General features: G+C 38.8%; 20 protein-coding genes. 10 read left to right on the forward strand and 10 right to left on the reverse strand.

The window, feature by feature from the left end; translation table 11 throughout:
- Nucleotides 1-46: 46 nt before the first annotated feature.
- Together QUF73_09320 and QUF73_09325 are read right to left on the reverse strand one after the other, a co-directional pair.
- Complete coding sequence (locus QUF73_09320; protein MDM5226415.1) at nt 47-226, reverse strand: hypothetical protein; 180 nt, start codon at nt 224-226, stop codon at nt 47-49.
- Between the two features lie 76 nt (nt 227-302).
- Nucleotides 303-539: a YkuJ family protein gene (locus QUF73_09325; protein MDM5226416.1), complete on the reverse strand. Its 237-nt coding sequence runs from the start codon at nt 537-539 to the stop codon at nt 303-305.
- Between the two features lie 184 nt (nt 540-723).
- On the opposite strand from QUF73_09325, the gene QUF73_09330 reads away from it, so the two are divergent.
- A complete protein-coding gene (locus tag QUF73_09330; GenBank protein MDM5226417.1) occupies nt 724-1,674 on the forward strand; it encodes an MBL fold metallo-hydrolase in 951 nt (316 codons plus the stop codon).
- A gap of 59 nt (nt 1,675-1,733) precedes the next feature.
- Complete coding sequence (locus QUF73_09335) at nt 1,734-1,976, forward strand: glutaredoxin family protein (protein ID MDM5226418.1); 243 nt, start codon at nt 1,734-1,736, stop codon at nt 1,974-1,976.
- An 81-nt stretch (nt 1,977-2,057) separates the two neighbouring features.
- Here the strand turns inward: QUF73_09335 and QUF73_09340 are convergent, their stop codons facing one another.
- The 3 genes from QUF73_09340 to QUF73_09350 all read right to left on the reverse strand — a co-directional run bounded on the left by QUF73_09340 (nt 2,058) and on the right by QUF73_09350 (nt 4,553).
- Nucleotides 2,058-2,765, reverse strand: a complete 708-nt coding sequence (locus QUF73_09340) for a DUF3993 domain-containing protein (GenBank protein MDM5226419.1) — start codon at nt 2,763-2,765, stop codon at nt 2,058-2,060.
- Between the two features lie 255 nt (nt 2,766-3,020).
- Nucleotides 3,021-3,260 (reverse strand): hypothetical protein, encoded by a 240-nt coding sequence (locus QUF73_09345; GenBank protein MDM5226420.1) that lies wholly within the window; start codon nt 3,258-3,260, stop codon nt 3,021-3,023.
- Nucleotides 3,261-3,338: 78 nt separating this feature from the next.
- Nucleotides 3,339-4,553, reverse strand: a complete 1,215-nt coding sequence (locus QUF73_09350; GenBank protein ID MDM5226421.1) for an EAL-associated domain-containing protein — start codon at nt 4,551-4,553, stop codon at nt 3,339-3,341.
- A 180-nt stretch (nt 4,554-4,733) separates the two neighbouring features.
- Between QUF73_09350 and QUF73_09355 the strand changes: the two genes are divergently transcribed.
- The gene (locus QUF73_09355) at nt 4,734-5,516 is read left to right on the forward strand and encodes a C39 family peptidase (protein MDM5226422.1); all 783 of its coding nucleotides are present in this window, start codon (nt 4,734-4,736) and stop codon (nt 5,514-5,516) included.
- A 45-nt stretch (nt 5,517-5,561) separates the two neighbouring features.
- On the opposite strand, the gene fadH is transcribed toward QUF73_09355, so the two are convergent.
- Complete coding sequence (gene fadH, locus QUF73_09360; protein ID MDM5226423.1) at nt 5,562-6,326, reverse strand: 2,4-dienoyl-CoA reductase; 765 nt, start codon at nt 6,324-6,326, stop codon at nt 5,562-5,564.
- Between the two features lie 250 nt (nt 6,327-6,576).
- On the opposite strand from fadH, the gene QUF73_09365 reads away from it, so the two are divergent.
- From QUF73_09365 to QUF73_09385, 5 genes are all read left to right on the forward strand, one after another.
- The gene (locus QUF73_09365; GenBank protein MDM5226424.1) at nt 6,577-7,452 is read left to right on the forward strand and encodes a metallophosphoesterase; all 876 of its coding nucleotides are present in this window, start codon (nt 6,577-6,579) and stop codon (nt 7,450-7,452) included.
- 125 nt (nt 7,453-7,577) lie between these two features.
- A complete protein-coding gene (locus QUF73_09370) occupies nt 7,578-8,075 on the forward strand; it encodes a L,D-transpeptidase family protein (GenBank protein MDM5226425.1) in 498 nt (165 codons plus the stop codon).
- 121 nt (nt 8,076-8,196) lie between these two features.
- Nucleotides 8,197-8,811, forward strand: coding sequence for a PadR family transcriptional regulator (locus QUF73_09375; GenBank protein ID MDM5226426.1), 615 nt, complete (start codon nt 8,197-8,199; stop codon nt 8,809-8,811).
- Nucleotides 8,808-10,082 carry an MFS transporter gene (locus QUF73_09380; protein ID MDM5226427.1) on the forward strand — a complete coding sequence of 425 codons (1,275 nt, stop codon included), beginning with the start codon at nt 8,808-8,810 and terminating at the stop codon, nt 10,080-10,082. The genes QUF73_09375 and QUF73_09380 overlap by 4 nt, the downstream gene beginning before the upstream one ends.
- Before the next feature lie 96 nt (nt 10,083-10,178).
- The gene (locus QUF73_09385; GenBank protein ID MDM5226428.1) at nt 10,179-10,646 is read left to right on the forward strand and encodes a YkyB family protein; all 468 of its coding nucleotides are present in this window, start codon (nt 10,179-10,181) and stop codon (nt 10,644-10,646) included.
- 48 nt (nt 10,647-10,694) lie between these two features.
- Here the strand turns inward: QUF73_09385 and QUF73_09390 are convergent, their stop codons facing one another.
- The 4 genes from QUF73_09390 to QUF73_09405 form a co-directional block, all read right to left on the reverse strand.
- On the reverse strand, nt 10,695-11,600 hold the full coding sequence (locus QUF73_09390) for a chemotaxis protein (GenBank protein ID MDM5226429.1): 906 nt from the start codon (nt 11,598-11,600) through the stop codon (nt 10,695-10,697).
- Between the two features lie 259 nt (nt 11,601-11,859).
- On the reverse strand, nt 11,860-13,179 hold the full coding sequence (locus tag QUF73_09395; GenBank protein MDM5226430.1) for an MFS transporter: 1,320 nt from the start codon (nt 13,177-13,179) through the stop codon (nt 11,860-11,862).
- Between the two features lie 412 nt (nt 13,180-13,591).
- On the reverse strand, nt 13,592-14,056 hold the full coding sequence (locus QUF73_09400) for a DinB family protein (GenBank protein MDM5226431.1): 465 nt from the start codon (nt 14,054-14,056) through the stop codon (nt 13,592-13,594).
- Between the two features lie 114 nt (nt 14,057-14,170).
- Entirely contained in the window at nt 14,171-14,701 is a 531-nt protein-coding gene (locus QUF73_09405) for an RDD family protein (protein MDM5226432.1), read from the reverse strand.
- A 278-nt stretch (nt 14,702-14,979) separates the two neighbouring features.
- Here QUF73_09405 and QUF73_09410 point away from each other — a divergent pair, with 278 nt between their 5' ends.
- Together QUF73_09410 and QUF73_09415 are read left to right on the forward strand one after the other, a co-directional pair.
- On the forward strand, nt 14,980-15,183 hold the full coding sequence (locus QUF73_09410; protein ID MDM5226433.1) for a hypothetical protein: 204 nt from the start codon (nt 14,980-14,982) through the stop codon (nt 15,181-15,183).
- A 109-nt stretch (nt 15,184-15,292) separates the two neighbouring features.
- Nucleotides 15,293-16,444 carry an aminotransferase A gene (locus QUF73_09415; GenBank protein ID MDM5226434.1) on the forward strand — a complete coding sequence of 384 codons (1,152 nt, stop codon included), beginning with the start codon at nt 15,293-15,295 and terminating at the stop codon, nt 16,442-16,444.
- Nucleotides 16,445-16,507: the final 63 nt, after the last annotated feature.

A 16,507-nucleotide genomic window follows, 5' to 3' on the forward strand; every position in this document is an offset into this window, starting at 1 on the left:
CTTCACCTCAAATCAAAGGGTCCTTTATACTTATTGTTCTCAATGCCTATTTTTTCGAGTCCTTATTATCTTTTAAAATTTCTTTCATTTCTTCAAGAGTTTTCCTGATCCGGATTACTTCTTTTTTTGTATTAATTAAATCTGCAAGCAAAAGAAGAACTGTAAAAAACAGCAAAATCATGAGCAGATAATACATTTCCACACCTCTGGGAGATTGATAATCCATATTATAGCACGCTTTCTCTTCAAGCTATTTTTAATAAGGAAAAGAGGCCCAGATGGCCCCTTATGTATGTGGTGGATTATTGAATCAAATCGAAAATTTCGATCGTGATCATATCAATGTTGTCGAATTGATATCTTTTTGGCTTTTCTTTATCGTAATATACTTCCAGTTCAAATGTTTCATTTTTCGGATGAAAAGTTACCTGGCATTTTCTTTCACCATTCACCTCAAAAAATCTTTGCATTGGCTCTCCGCCTGTTGCTTGTTCCTGTAAGCTCTTTAAGCGTGTTAATATACCTTGAAGCTGTGACATGCTCTCTCTCCTTTCCAAAACAAAACCCATAATTCTACATTTAGGTTTCTCTTTTGGCATGTTTCTATCCTAAATAAATAAATTCAGAATATTCAAGCTCGATGCTTTACATACCAATATTAACAGAATAAAATATTGTCAGGTGTTTGTACAAGCAAAAGCTTAATAAAGGATGTGATTTTTTTTGGCAAAACCTGAAAAATTAGCGGAAAATCTATATTTAATTGATGATTTTGATCTTTCATTGGAAAAACGTACCGGTACATATGTCTTAACAGAAGAAAAGCTGACTTTGATCGAAACTTCGGCAAGTCCTTCAATTCCCTACATACTGGAAGGACTAAGCCAGCTTCACATTTCACCGGAGGAAGTTGAGTATATTATCGTTACCCATATTCATCTTGACCATGCAGGCGGCACAGGCCTTTTACTAACCCACTGTCCGAATGCAAAGATTATTGTCCATCCGAAAGGTGCCAGACACTTAGCAGATCCTTCACGCTTAATTGCTGGTGCAAAAGCTGTGTATGGAAATAAATTCGATGGACTATTTAATCCTATTTTGCCTGTTCAGGAGGATAAGATTATAACAAAAGAGCATGAACAAGTGCTTGAAATAGGGCCAAATTGCACCCTGAAATTTTATCATTCACCCGGACACGCTAATCACCATTTCAGTATCTTTCACCCTGTTAATAATGGAATGTTCACTGGAGACACTGCTGGTGTATATTACCCTCAATTAAAAGAAAATGGAATTGAAATGTATCTGCCCTCAACTTCACCAAACCAATTCGATCCAGACAAAATGCTCGAATCCATTGTCATGTACGAAAAAATGGATCTTGATTTTATTTTCTTTGGCCATTACGGCAAGAGTTCAAACCCCAAGGAGGTCTACAGGCAAATTAAAGATTGGCTAAAGATATTCATCCATGCAGGTGAAAATGCCCTATCTGAAGGCGGCTCTATAGATCAGCAGACCCAGGCAGCGCAAGACATGCTTGAAGAAAAAATTAAAGCCTATCTCAATGGCAGAGGCATCCCATCTGACCACCCTGTATATAAGATTCTTTCTATTGATATCGCTGTCTGCTCTATGGGATTGATCGATTATCTGCAAAAATCAAACTGATTGCTTACTTTAAGGTCCTGCATTATGATGGAATAACAAAAAACTCAGGGGGAAGCACTTTGAAAGAAATTGTTTTATATACACAGCCGGATTGTCCGCCCTGTGAGATTACGAAGATGTACTTGAATGAAAAAGGATATATTTACACGATAAAAGACATTAAAAAAGATGCAGCAGCCCACAAAGAGCTGACCAGGGAATATAATTCTTTTTCTACTCCAACAATTGTCATCGGGGATACTGTCATTAGGGGATTTGACCTGGAAAGACTGCAATCTGCATTAGAGGATGGCATAAAGTGAAACTTCAATAGCATGGATCCCTGCCTGCCACTGCGGTAATAAAATAGGAGCTTAAAAGCTAAGCTTTTAAGCTCCTATCATCTAATTGGATGCCAGCTGCCCGTTTAGTTCCTGATGTTCAAATAAAGCAATCATACCTTGTTTATTATCTGTTAAAAGCATACTTCCTGAACGAAACAAAGCGTCGAATGGATTCAGCAGGAATCCGAATTGATAGGACGGTTTGTTAATCCAAATTGGATTTTCAGGTGTTTTAAAGGAGGTTGGTGCTGCTGCATCTTCATTACTCCCGGCTTTCTTTAAAATTTTCCCGGGTATATTTTCACCCAGGAATTTGGCAACTTTAAATTCACCTTCTTGTTCCGCAAGCAAAACCCCTTCATAGTGACCTTCATATGCTACTGGCCCGTCATGATTTTCCGGAAAGTATTCATATACATAAACTTTGCTTCCTTCTTTAACTACTTTTGTATGATCCGAATACGTAAAGAAGGGAATGTAATATGCAGCAGCATCAGATCCAAGGGTAAAGTACTTGCCATTCTCTGAAACAAGGTTTTCATTCAGAAATTCAGCTTTAGGTTCTTCAGAAAAATATGGGTCAAGCAATTCGTCGACTTCCTCCATGCTTCGCTCTTCCTCGCTCAGCGAAACCTGTGAATGAAATGCATCTTGCAAGAATTTGTATACCTCTTGTTTATTGTTAAGGCTCTCGGCATTTGAATGGGAAGGAATCGCTGCTGCCATGAATGCTATTGTTATAATAATTCCTGTTAAGTGCTTGTACATTTCCACTCTCCCTTTCTTAATCGTTCACTATTGTGTACCATCCATTTTACCAGCAAATAAATCTGCTGTTGCCGGTTTTCGTACCCGAAATTCTCTTATGTTTTGACATAAAAATTCTTTTCTTGTTATGAATCTACCCGTATTGACAAAGAATTAACGCAATAAGCGGAAAAGTGTATATAAATAAAGATGTAAATATTGTTAATCTGCAGCATATACCCTTTTCAATAAAAAAGACCCTGCCTATGAGGGTCTTTACCAATTCCATGTAAGTGCAAAATAGATAATCATAACAAGAACAATTCCAAAGAAAATCACATACGTCAGAAAAATCGGATTTCTAATATATGCATGCTTTTGAACATTATCCGGCAATTCTGTATCAATATCGCCCTTTACGGCTTTTCGCTCTTTTGCAACAAACAAAGTGTAAACTAAGGAGTATCCAAGGATACCCACTCCTATTAGTAAAATGATCAATGTGTACATACTCATGTCTAATCTCTCCTCAAGGAAAGTTCTACACTTACATTTCCTCAAATCAAGATTGTTTATACTTCTAAAATTACTTGCTTATAATAACCCATCACGGTTGTATAAAAATTCGTACGATAAATCCACAAATAAGTAATCATTGGTATTAAGCGGGAAGGAAAACGTCCTGATCGTTTCACCTGTCTCAATATCGGTATACAAATCAGAGAGGATACCTTTTTTATTTATTCGCATTTTCATTATATTTTCAAGAAAATATGGTCGCCAGCTCCAGTTTTTGTGAAGATATTCTTCCTGTGTTATCCATCCCCCATCTTTTTTGAAGTAATTCGCAGATTTTTGGAACCCATCTTCATCGCAAATATACAGGCGAAACGCTGCACCATCCAGAAGAACCGCAATCTGCTCCAAAGTTTCTTCGTATACAAAAACCTTTTTATTTTTATTTGCAAAATCAATCATCTTTTCGTTGAACCCAAGTGTAACCTGATACAAGGACTCCAATTTTTTCTTTTCATGCACAATAAACCGATGGCATTCACTTCGTAATTTTTCCTTTAAAATATCTCTATCAGTGAAATTTTCAGCCGGTTTTTGCAAATAATAACCTTGATAGTAACGGCCTCCATTTTTCCAGGCATATTGAAGCTGGTAAACCATTTCAATATTTTCAAAAAGCATGCTCGCTCCTATTTTCCTGGCAAGCATGGATAAGGAATAGAGGATATCATTAAAATTATAAGCAGAAGCATTTGATTTCATGGACTCCAGATCCACCTTTAAAATGTCGGGAGCCAATTGCCCGATCCTATCGAGATGACTGCTTTCATTGCCAAGTTTATCTATTGCTAATTTGATGCCATATGTCCTGTAATAATTCAATAGATGGTCCAGATGGTCAATATCGCCCTTATAATTCCGTTCTGTAATTTCCAAAACAATCCGGTCAAGGCTTATTCCTTTTTTTTCATATTCCTGGAGGGTATTTAAAAATTGTTCCCCGTCATTATACATGAGCAAGTCAGCATCCCTGTTGACAAAAAGCAAAATATCTTTATCCAGGTCCCGAGCCTTCTCCAAAGCCTTCTTTAATACTGCATAATCTACTTCAATCCGGTATTCTTCTGGAATATTCTCATCCTGGAAGAACGGCCCCAGACTGGTAACTCCATCAGATCCTCTATATCGGCCTAAAACTTCATAACCAATGACACGATGCTCATCTGCACTGAATATTGGCTGGAAATAAGGAAATACATTATCCAAATCTGTAAGTATATCCAATGCATCCATGTCCTAGCCCCCCTATGTATATTAATGAGTTATTATACCATATTCGCTTAAAACTTTTACTATTCAAAATATAGATTCCACTTTATGATAAAACATCATTGTTTGGCAAAAGCTTTGCATCATATTGCCGTGCCTTCTCTCACAAGCTAATATCAGGACATCAAAGAAAGAGGGTATTTCATGAGGAATCTCCTATTTATATCCCTTCTTATTCCTTTGCTTGGCTGCGGCCATTCAGAACCACCCAGTCCTTTGCAAAAGCCTGATATGGCCTCAAAAGAGCTGAATGCACAAATATCAGTCAAGGCAAAGAAGATGCAGCAGAAAGTAACAGCCCAATATCCGGAAACACCTGCGGCTGTGAAAAAACGATCTGTCATCATTGATGTTCCATTAATCAGACAAAACCCTGAATTGAAGTATGGATGCGAAGTAACCAGCCTGACAATGGTCCTGCGGCATGCAGGTGTGCAAGTGGGGAAAATGGATTTGTATACTGCAGTAAAGAAAGATAATGATCCGCTGATACGTTCAAAAGGTGATATTTTGAAATGGGGTAATCCAGCAGAAGGATTTGTAGGAGATATGACCGGGAAAAGTGCGGGCTACGCTGTTTTTGATAAACCAATTGAAGAATTAGTGAATAAATACCTTCCTGGAAGAGCCGTCAATTTAACCGGACAAAATTTCGATGCGGTTCTTATGCATGTATCCAAAGGATATCCTGCTGTGGTCTGGACAACTGGAGATTATAGGCTTCCTGACCGCTGGGAGTCCTGGACTCACTCCGGCAAAACCATTAAAACTCCATTAGATCTTCATGCAGTCGTATTAGTAGGCTATGATGAACAGTTTGTTATTCTAAACGATCCCCTCTCAGGGAAAAAACAGGTGAAGGTTTCTAAAGAACGGTTCATCTCATCATGGAAAGCATTGCAATCCAGGGCAGTAAGTTACCAATAGATAATGTCAACCGGCTGAAAACAATTCAGCCGGTTTCTATAAGCATCAAAATGGAAATTGATTCAGCCACTGTCCTCCATCCATTGTTATGCACTCTCCATTAATATAACCTGCATGCTCTGAGAAAAGGAAGAATGCCAATTCTGCAATTTCTTCAGGCTTGCCGAGCCTGCCAAGGGGCACACTTTGGAGTGTCCTGTTTGCAGCATCTTCTGATTCCCAAAGCCTGTCAGCCCCTCCTGTCCTTTCAATCGGACCTGGGGCTATTGCATTCACTCTAATTCCGTATTTTCTTCCCCATTCTACAGCCAATGTTCTTGTCATAGATAATACACCTGCTTTTGCGGCAGCGGAGTGTATAACACCCGCTCCAGCATCCCATGCATATGTAGCCACCATATTAACGATGCTTCCCTTAATTCCTTTTTCAATCCAATATTTACCAATTTCACTCGAACAATAAAAGGTTCCATTCAGGACAATATTAATAACAGAATTCCATCCATTTGCACTCAGCTGCTCTGCAGGGCATATAAAATTTCCCGCGGCATTATTAACAAGAAAATCAATTTGTCCAAAAACACTCAATGTTTCATTGAGCATATGTTTCACATGATCAATTTCACGGACATCCATTTGAATTGTCAAAACTTGTCCCTGGTATGTTTCAATTTCTGCTTTTGCTTTCTCGAGGCGTTCCGGGTTCCTTCCTGTTATCACCACATTCGCTCCAGCTTCAGCAAACCGCTTTGCCATATATTTTCCCATGCCGCTGGAACCGCCAGTAACAATGACTGTTTTATTATTCATTCTAATACCCCTCCCCAAAAATGAATGATCATTCATTTACATTTTACCATTAAATATAGAATTTTCTAATTATTTTTTACAAATAAATTAATAATTTTAAGGAAAATGAAGGATAAGAAACAAGCATAGATAATTCTTCTTTTTAATAGGATAGTTTGATAGTATTAAAGATACTGCAATGAGAAGGCAGTGCCTTTTCTCATGCCCAATACTTCAGAAAAAAATTTCAATAGATAGGTTGGTATGCTAAATGCCGGAAAAAGTGTCCAGAAGATCTTTTTTAAAAAGAGCTCTCGGCTTTTTTGCTGCTGTTTTTGGTATTAGTGCAGGCGGCTATTATTATGCACGGGATATTGAGCCGCGGCTCTTGGAGATCACAAACTACAAAATTTCTGACAAGGCTATTCCACAAGCGTTCCATAATAAAAAAATCATCCAATTCAGCGATACCCATTTAGGATTTCATTATGACCTGAAACAGCTTGAAGAATTGATTGAAAAGATAAACAGCTTGAAGCCTGATATTGTCTTCTTTACAGGTGATTTGATGGATGAACCTAACAAATATAAAGAGGCAAACCAAATTGCACCCCTCCTGAAAAGAATTCAGGCGCCGCTTGGAAGGTTTGCTATTTATGGAAACCATGATCACGGGGGCTATGGTTCTGATATCTATAAATCTATTATGGAAGAATCCGGGTTTATTCTTTTGCTTAATGAAAAGAGCAAAATCGAATTTTCTGGGACCAGCATCCAGATTATCGGCATTGACGATGCCATGCTCGGCAGACCGGATATAAAGCTTGCCAGCGGAAGTTTGGACGATTCTTCATATAACATTTTATTGTCCCACGCACCGGATTTAGCAGATGCAGCCTCGGCTTACAGCATAAATCTGCAGTTGAGCGGCCATAGTCATGGCGGACAAATAAAATTGCCGTTCTTTGGAGCGTTAGTTAAACCGCCACATGCTGAAAGATATTATGAAGGCTTCTATGAAATCGGCAGCCAAAGCCCTTTAACTCTTTATGTAAACAGAGGGCTTGGTACAACCCGGCTGCCATTCCGGTTTTTATCCAGACCTGAACTGACGGTATTTACCTTACAATCAAACAGCGGGAAGTAAAGGGAAAGCAAATCTTTGCAGCTTTCCCTTTTTTGCTGCATTCGGGACACAATTTATCCAATAAGTTACAAGATCACTTTTGCAGGCATATATTTGAATAGACCTTTCAGAAAGAGGTGATTGTTATTTACCATATAATAAAACCAGGTGAGACCATGTCTGTCATCGCAAAAAATTATCGCCGCCCTTTAAGCGAGCTTCTGGCGGCAAACCCTTCCATTGTAAACCCAGGCATGATCTATCCCGGCCAGCAAATAGTTATACCAGGGCTGCCGGAACCTGCTTCCATTCCGTATACCATCATTGTTTCAAAAGGCAAAAGAAGCTTAACTCTTTTATATAACGGCGCCATTCAAAAAGTGTATCCTATTGCCGTCGGAAAAATGCTGACACAGACCCCAATTGGAGAGTTTGTTATTGTGAACAGAGAACCCAATCCCGGCGGCCCATATGGGGTCATGTGGCTTTCCCTGTCAAAAGCCGGCTATGGAATTCACGGAACCAATAACCCTTCCTCAATTGGCCAATCTGTTTCCAAAGGCTGTATACGCATGTATAACCAGGATGTGCTCGAATTGTCACGCATAGTGCCAAATGGCACCAGGGTACGGATACAGCCATAGGTGCTGCTTAAAAAACTTTCGCTGAAAAATTGCGAAAGTTTTTATTTTTTTGTTGATATTTTTTTAAGCACAACATATCATATTGATATATCACATTGATACATTGAAAGGAGTTTTATTATTGTCTATAGAACATACAATTCTTGCTGTCCTAAGCTTTTGGCCCAGCACGGGATATAATATTAAATCTGAATTTGAACACAAAGCTGCTGGCCTTTATTGGGGAATGAGCTATGGGAGCATTTACCCGAAATTAAAAAAGCTGGAAGAAGAAGGATTTATCTATGCAATCGAGCAGGAAGATGAAGGAAGAAAGAAAAAAATGTATGAGCTCACTGCAAAAGGCTGGAAAGAGTTTGAGAACTGGCTGAAGACTCCGCCTTCTTTCCCCATTATTAAAGATGAATTACTAATGAAAATGTCAACCTGGCATGAAGATATGGATAATGAAGTGTTAATTAGCCATTTATTAAAAAGAAAAGAAGACGCTTCAGATATTCTAAAATTTGTAAAGGAATGGCCGCGAAATGGATACTCCTATGTCAGCAAGCTTGGCTGCCTTTCGATTCGATATGCAGAAATGAAGCTTGAAACGGAAATTAAATGGATTGAGGAATCAATTGAAGTGCTGCAAAATAATAATCTGCCAGTTGGCCAGGATCCACATGGCAATACTGAAAAGCTGCTAAAAAGGCGAAGGATGGCCATCGGCGGGGATAAGGGGCTTTGCCAATGAAATCCGGTATTTTTAAACCGCTCAAGCTTCAATCCTTTCGCTCTCTTTTTGGTGCCCAGCTATTTTCCGACTTGGGTAACTGGCTCGATCTTATTGCTTTGCAGGTTATTGTTGCTTATCACTGGGGGCTTGATGAAACCGCCATTGCCTCTGTCATTATTGTTCTCGGTCTTCCCTGGGTAATTATCGGCCCGTTTGCAAGTGTGTTTGTGGACAGATTGCCGAAAAAAACTGTTATGATCGTTTGCCTCCTTTTAAGAATTGTCTTTGTCGCAGGCTTATTTTACGCTCCCAACCTATACATCCTGCTATTATTTGTGTTTTTAAAAGGAACCGTATCAGCCCTTTACGACCCGGCAAGGCAGAGTGCGATCAGGATGATTGTACCTGACAGCATGCTGCCTGAAGCAGTAACTCTAAGCCAGCTTTCAGTCAACACTATGAAAATCGCCGGGCCAGCTTTAGGCGGAGGGATTATAGCAGTTTTCGGACCAAAGAGCCCCTTTCTATTTGAAGCAGCAGGATTCTTTGCAGCTATTATTTTCCTGCTGTTTCTTCCCAGCTTAAAATCTTTTGAGGAATCCGATAAAGAAATGGCTGAAGACTATACTGTCAAAACGAGTTTTTGGAAAGAATTTTCTGATGGAATAAAACATATTTTCCATGCTCCCCTTTTAAGGATCTCAATTATTCTTTCTTCTGCAGCATTTTTCATCATTTTCCTTTATGATGGGTTATTTGTTTTTATTGCAAAGCAGATTGGGTTTAATGAGGGGAATTTCGGATTGTTGATCAGTGCAGTGGGTGCAGGCAGTGTGGCGGGCTCACTTTTGCTGGGCCAGTGGACAGGGTGGAACCGGAAACCCGTCCATTTAATGAGTTCTTCAGCCATATTAAGCGGCACTTTTATTGTAGCTGTTGGACTTGGAGGCTTAGGTTTTCTTAACTTCCCTCCACTGGTCTGGATAATCGGTGCATGTCTATTAGGTCTTTTAGGTGCGGGAGAATCTGTTCCTTACGGCTATGTTCTCCAATCTGAAACACCAAAGCAAATGATGGGCAGAGTTTCGGCTGCCGCCATGTCCCTGCAGACTTTTTCAATGCTTATTGCACCGGCGGCAGGAGCGCTTCTTGCAAAACAGTTAGGCGCCTCGATTGTTATGATTGGCGCTGGTCTGGCAACAACATTATTAGGTTTAACTATGCTAATGTTTATATGGAAAAAATCAGGATCCTTCCAGCCCATAAGCGGAAAGCAGCTGGATGGATAAGCTTTTGCAATAAAAGCCCGATACTAAGTTGGTTTTATTGACTAAAAAGGGTATAATATGTTTATACCCCTTTATAACTTGAAAGGAGATTGGAAATTGAATTCTGATAAGAAACAATATCCCCATCTGCAACCAACGGTTGAAAACCTCTCTCAAGCCATCTTCACCGTTAACCGCCATGCAAAGACAGCACCAAACCCTAAATTTTTGTATAAATTAAAGCACGATGCACTTCAAAAGTTAATTAAAGAAGGAAAAGCCCAAAAAGCAGGCCTTCACTATTCTGGCAATCCAAAAAACAGCCAGCAGCAGTCAGATGTTCTGGTAAAGTGCGGGAATTATTCTTTCCATCTTCCGCCCTCTAAAGAGGATTTTTCAAAGCTTCCCCATTTGGGCAAACTCGATTCCTTCGTCAGAAATCCAAAATCTTCACTATCTCTTAATGCGGCGAAAAAATTGCTTATGTCATATACAGGGCTAAAAGAGCTTAATAGCACATCAAACGAAAAAAAGCACCGCTATGAAAAACCTGTATTTAAGAAACTAGGAGAAAGTTACTTTTAATCACTAAAAAGCTGGATTGAAAATTCCAGCTTTTTCTTTGTTATGATCCTATAATGCATGCTGATCTATCAAAAGCACCAATTCTGCAATTTCAGGCTTGCTCACCTGTGCATTGGCTCCAACCATTTGGCCCTTGTGGCGAAGATCTTCGGTAATCAATGAAGAAAAAATAATAACTGGAATTTTTGCAAGCACAGGATGCTCTTTAACTTTTTTAGTAAGGTGATGCCCATCCATTTGCGGCATTTCGATATCAGTGATCATGAGCTGCACTTCCTTAGTGACATCGCGCCCCAACACAGCTAAGGAATGCAAATATTCATAAGCATCGTATCCATTTTCAAAGAATTCAATTTGAGAAAAACCCGCTTCATTCAAAGTATCATTCAAAAGCTTTCTTAGGAGTGGAGAGTCTTCTGCAATAAGCAGCTTCTTGTCAGACCTTTCCCGCTTTCCAAGTTTCTGCACCTTCTGGATGCTAATCCCTGCATCAGGATTTATTTCAGTAACCATTTTTTCAAAATCAAGCAGCAGCACCATCTCATCCTCAAGCTTTATGATTCCGATTATCTGGCTTTCCTGGCCCTGATACATTTCAGATGGCTTTTCAATTTGGTTCCAGGAAATGCGGTGAATTTTTGAAACATTATGAACATGGAAAACAATTTTCTGCTGATTAAACTCTGTCACAATAAACTTATCCTGCTGAGGGCTTTCTGAAGGCTCCATATTTAATGATGATGCTACATCCACTACAGGAAGAACCTCTCCCCTCAGTTCAATGATCCCTTCAATATTTCTATGCGAATGCGGGACAGGAATGACTTTTACAGGATTAATAATTTCCTTCACTTTAATAACATTAATTCCAAATTTAATCCTTCCAATTGAAAATTCAATAATTTCCAGTTCATTTGTTCCGCTTTCCAGTAAAATGCCTTTTTTCTGCTCCACTTTTTTCGTCCTTCCTTTTTCATATGCTTTTATCTAAGTTCGCAGCTCCAGTTGTATGACGCTTGTTTTAAGAGCAGCAAGCCGAATATGAATCTTGAATCTTTTTCTCTATTAATATACCATGAATGGATAAAATTTCTTATGAAAATTTCAGTTCATTACGAAAAAAGTCCTTATTTCTGGAACAGGAATTCAGCTGTTTTGCTAATAACCAAAAAGCAAGCCTTTGACGGCTTGCTTCTTCAATGCAATAGTGAACTTAATTAGGAATGCTGTCGTCCTTAATTTTTGAATGAACAAACAGTCCAATTATGGTTAAAATCATCAATGAACCTAAAGCAAGTCTGCTTGCCAGGTTTCCATAGCTGGCAAAGATCAAAGTAATGCTTCCATAAATAACGGGTCCGATTATGGAAGATACTTTCCCTGAAAATGCAAACAAACCAAAAAACTGCCCTCTTTTATCTTCTGGAGTCAATTCCACAATATAAGTCCTTGTGGTAACCCACATGGACCCAAGAGCGACGCCAAACATGCTGCCCGCAATCCAGAACATGGTTTCATTGACAGCGCCAACAGCAATTGCCAGAGCAACAAGAAGAAGGATCCCAACGTACTTAACCGCTTTGTTGGGCCCTTTCGCCTTGGTAATATAGCCAAATACAAAAGAACCAATTATACTGGACACCGTTGAAGCAAGATATAACAAAATGAATTGGCCAGTTGAAAAGCCCACAATCGTTTTTGCGTAAACGGCCATCATGGCAATCGTTGTAGCAATTGCATCATTTAAGAAAAAATAGGCAATCATAAATGTAAAAATCGCCTTATAATGTCTCATATCTTTAAAAGTCTGCCAAATTTCCTTATAGCCTGATAAAAATTTTTGTTTTTCTTTTGCCTGGTAAGGCTTATCTTTTACAAAGAAAAACAGCGGCAAAGAAAACACCAGAAATAATATAGCAGTTGGTATAAAAGATTCGTGAAAACCGTCATCTCCTACAAATAAATAAACTGTCAGGCCTACAAGGGTTCCGATATAGCCAACGGCCACTCCAAAACCTGAAATCAGAGGTATATCCTGCTTTGTTCCCAGATCGGAAATCATTGCATCGTAAAAAACCAGACTGGAATGGAAAAAAAACTTTGCAATAATAAAACATATAATAACGAGTGCAAGATAAACAGGAAGCCCAAATATTTTCCCGCTAATCTGGCTTGATGCAAAAACCCCCATAAAAATGGTTGCCATTACAGTAATAAGCGTAAAGATTACGATATATTTCTTTTTTCTTCCTGTCCTGTCTATCATAACTCCAAACAATGGAGAGAACAGGACAAGAAAAAAGCTTGCCAGCGCATTAGAATAAGAAATAAAGGTACTCGCTATCTGATTTAAAATTTCATTCTCTCCTATTACTTCCTGCAGGTAAAAAGGAAAGAAAATGGTATTAATATTTGAGGAAAAAATAGTATTCGCAAAATCGTATAGTGCCCATGATACAATGGGCAGTGTCATATACAGCCGCCAGGAATTGAATTTCCCCTGTTTCTGCAGCTCCGTTTTTTCTATTTCCATGTCATCAGCTCCTTCAGGTAAAAAACACCTTATTCCTTATTCAAGACCTATCTGTAAAACCCTTTTATTTTACCAAATTTTAATCAATGCATTTTTTTTTAAAATTTAATGAATATTTGAATAATAATTTTCTTTATGCAGGCAGAAATTAAATTAAGGTGGGGAAAAATGAAAAGGAAGGAACAAAAAGAATATACAAAACAATTAATCTACTTGTCTGATTGGTGAAGGCCAAAACAGGGGGGAATTTAATGAACAGGCAGAATCTTCCCGCATTGCCGCAATGATGGTGAATTCTTTCTTTGACACTTTGTTTTACTGGGTGCATCATCCCGATCAGGAGCCTCTGCCTGTTTTGCTGCATGACGTTATAGCATCTTGCTTTACAGTAAAATCAGACTGTCAGCTGGTGTTAAACACTGATGCCGGCTGCCTGCATTACTTGCTTTTTATGGTGAATGTCATGTTCAATAAAATCTGCAAAATAATCGCGCACAGTTAAGCTAGTGCTGCCGATTTTAAAAGCTGTATCAAGTTCTTCTTCTGACATGCCTTCAAGCATCCGATGAAATTGTCTCCGAACTGATAAAAGTTCTTCAATAATCTCTAATTGTGCATGCTTTTTAGCGTATTCTCCTGCAGCATCATTCACACTTTGAAAATCAGGATAGCTCTCCAGTACTGCACCCTCATTAAAAAATGGGAAACGCTCCTCAAGAGAATATTTATCCCAAAATAACAAATGGGAAATTACTGCCGAAACCGGCCATTTTCCAGCCGAGACAGGCTTTAGCCAATTTTCCCGGCTAAGATCTTTTATCGACTCAAGCCATACAGAAAAAGATTCATAGTGAGTAATAATATCTTGCTTCTTCATTTTCATCCTCCCTTCCTAAAAATATATTCTGCATGCAGATAATAAATCCTTTTTATTGCTGACCTACAAAAAAACCTGCAGGGCGTCTCAGCTGCCCTGCAGGTTTATTAAGAATTATTTTTTTAATACGACGGTGCTTGCGATTAAATCATGCAATGCCTGTTTTTTCTCTGTAAAGGCAGCAATAATATAGCCGATAAGGAAAATTCCAGACAGGATGGCCATGGCCAAATATCTTCCCAGCGCCCTCCAGAAAGAAATGCGGTTGCCATTTAAGTCAGTCACTTTTAATCCCAGCAGCTTTTTCCCCACAGTTCCCTGCCATTTGGATGCGTGCAGGCCTGCAAAATAGGCAACAGCAACGACAAGATTGACAAGAAAGGTTACTCCAAGTGCGCCAAAATATGATCCCATGAATGCAAAAGCTTCTTCATCAGTCATTTCTGTTTCCATATAAGATGGGTCGCTTATCATCGTATTAAAAGCATCAGACGTGCCAAAGAAAATCATAAAGATAACAATGCTTATAATTATAAGCGGAATTCCAACAATAATAGAATCGATTAAATAGGCCGCAAATCGGAGCCAGAATCCGCCATATTCCTTTGTGCTTTCATAAGGCTGCTTCTCTAAAGATGTCTCCACTTTAAAACCTCCTTTGAATATTTTGCTGGAAAACTAACAAACTAAAAATGCAGTTTCCACTATCTACTAATGTTAATCTCTAAATGAATTATATTCAACTATTTGTAAAATTTTACACTCATTTATTTTTTAACAAATATCTCTCTAAAACGTTTTCATCTTGACTTTTTTGTGAACAGTCTTAAAACAGTGTAGACACTAATTTTCCAAAGTCATAAAATAGGTTTGTAAAGCTAAAAGTAAGTTTTACATAAAATAAAAATGAGGTGCGATCAGGCATGAAAGGTACAGCAATCCTTTACCATGATGAACATAAAGTTACGATCCTGGAAAATGTGGAGCATTCTGTGTTTGAGGAAATGAAAGATCAATGCGGCGACAAACATTGCCGATGCCATATAGAAAATAAAGTAATTGATTTTGGTGCTGTATCCCCGATATTATGGCATGAAGACGAAGTCGATTGGGATTACGGATACTAATTATTTTTCTGCAGGCTCTGAATAGAATTCAGGGCCTGTTTTATTTTTTTCTGTTTGCTGCATCATCAAAGTGATAGAATAAACATTATGATTATGCGAGGTGAATACATTGGAACATTTAATCAATCAAAGAGTGAAGGACATCGAAATTTCTGGAATCAGAAAGTTTTTCAATATGGTTGCCGGCACCAAAGGCATGATTTCTCTTACAATTGGACAGCCTGACTTCCCGACGCCATTACATGTTAAAGAAGCAGCTAAACAGGCAATTGACGATAATTTTACCTCCTATACACACAATGCGGGCGATATTCGATTGCGGCAAGCTGCAGCTTCTTTTGTAAAAACAAAATATAACCTTACATATAACCCTGAATTAGAAGTCATTGTGACAACGGGGGCAAGTGAAGCTATCGATATTGCATTTCGTACAATTCTGGATGAAGGATCGGAAGTAATTCTGCCTGGTCCTGTTTATCCCGGTTATGAGCCAATCATAAAGCTATGCGGTTCAGTTCCGGTATATACTGATATTTCCAGAAACAAGTTTAGATTTACTGCGGATTTAATTGCAGAACAAATGAGTGATAAAACAAGGTGCATTGTTCTTCCATATCCATCGAATCCGACAGGTGTCAGTCTGAGTTTTAAGGAGCTTGAGGAAATTGCTGCTCTTGTTAAAGGCAAAGATATCTTTATCCTTGCTGATGAAATTTATAGCGAGCTGATCTATGATCAAACGCATCACTCAATCGCTTCCCTTTTGCGGGAGCAAACTATAGTAATTAATGGACTTTCAAAATCCCATTCGATGACAGGCTGGCGCATTGGTCTTTTATTCGCACCGGAAAACCTTGCAAAACATATCTTGAAGGTGCATCAGTATAATGTGACATGCGCAGCTTCTGTCTCCCAAATGGCAGCTCTTGAAGCGCTGACAACCGGAATCAACGACGCTCTGCCAATGAGGCATGAATATGCCAGACGCCGTGACTATGTATATGAGCGTTTAGTACAGATGAACCTGGATGTAGTCAAACCTGATGGCGCTTTTTATTTTTTTATAAAAATACCAGATGTTTCAATGAACTCCTTTGAATTTGCCCTTTCTCTTGTTGAAAATGCAGGAGTTGCAGTAGTTCCTGGCAGCGCCTTCTCCTCATATGGAGAAGGTTATTTCCGGATTTCCTTTGCCTATTCCATGGACACATTACAAGAAGGGCTTGACCGGATCGAAAAGTATCTGGAGGGTATATTGTAGAGAATCACTCGGTCGACAGCGCCATTTCCCTTTTTAGGAGGAATGGCGCTGTTTGTATATTCA

Source organism: Cytobacillus sp. NJ13, from assembly GCA_030348385.1.
In the GTDB taxonomy this organism is placed as follows: domain Bacteria; phylum Bacillota; class Bacilli; order Bacillales; family Cytobacillaceae; genus Cytobacillus.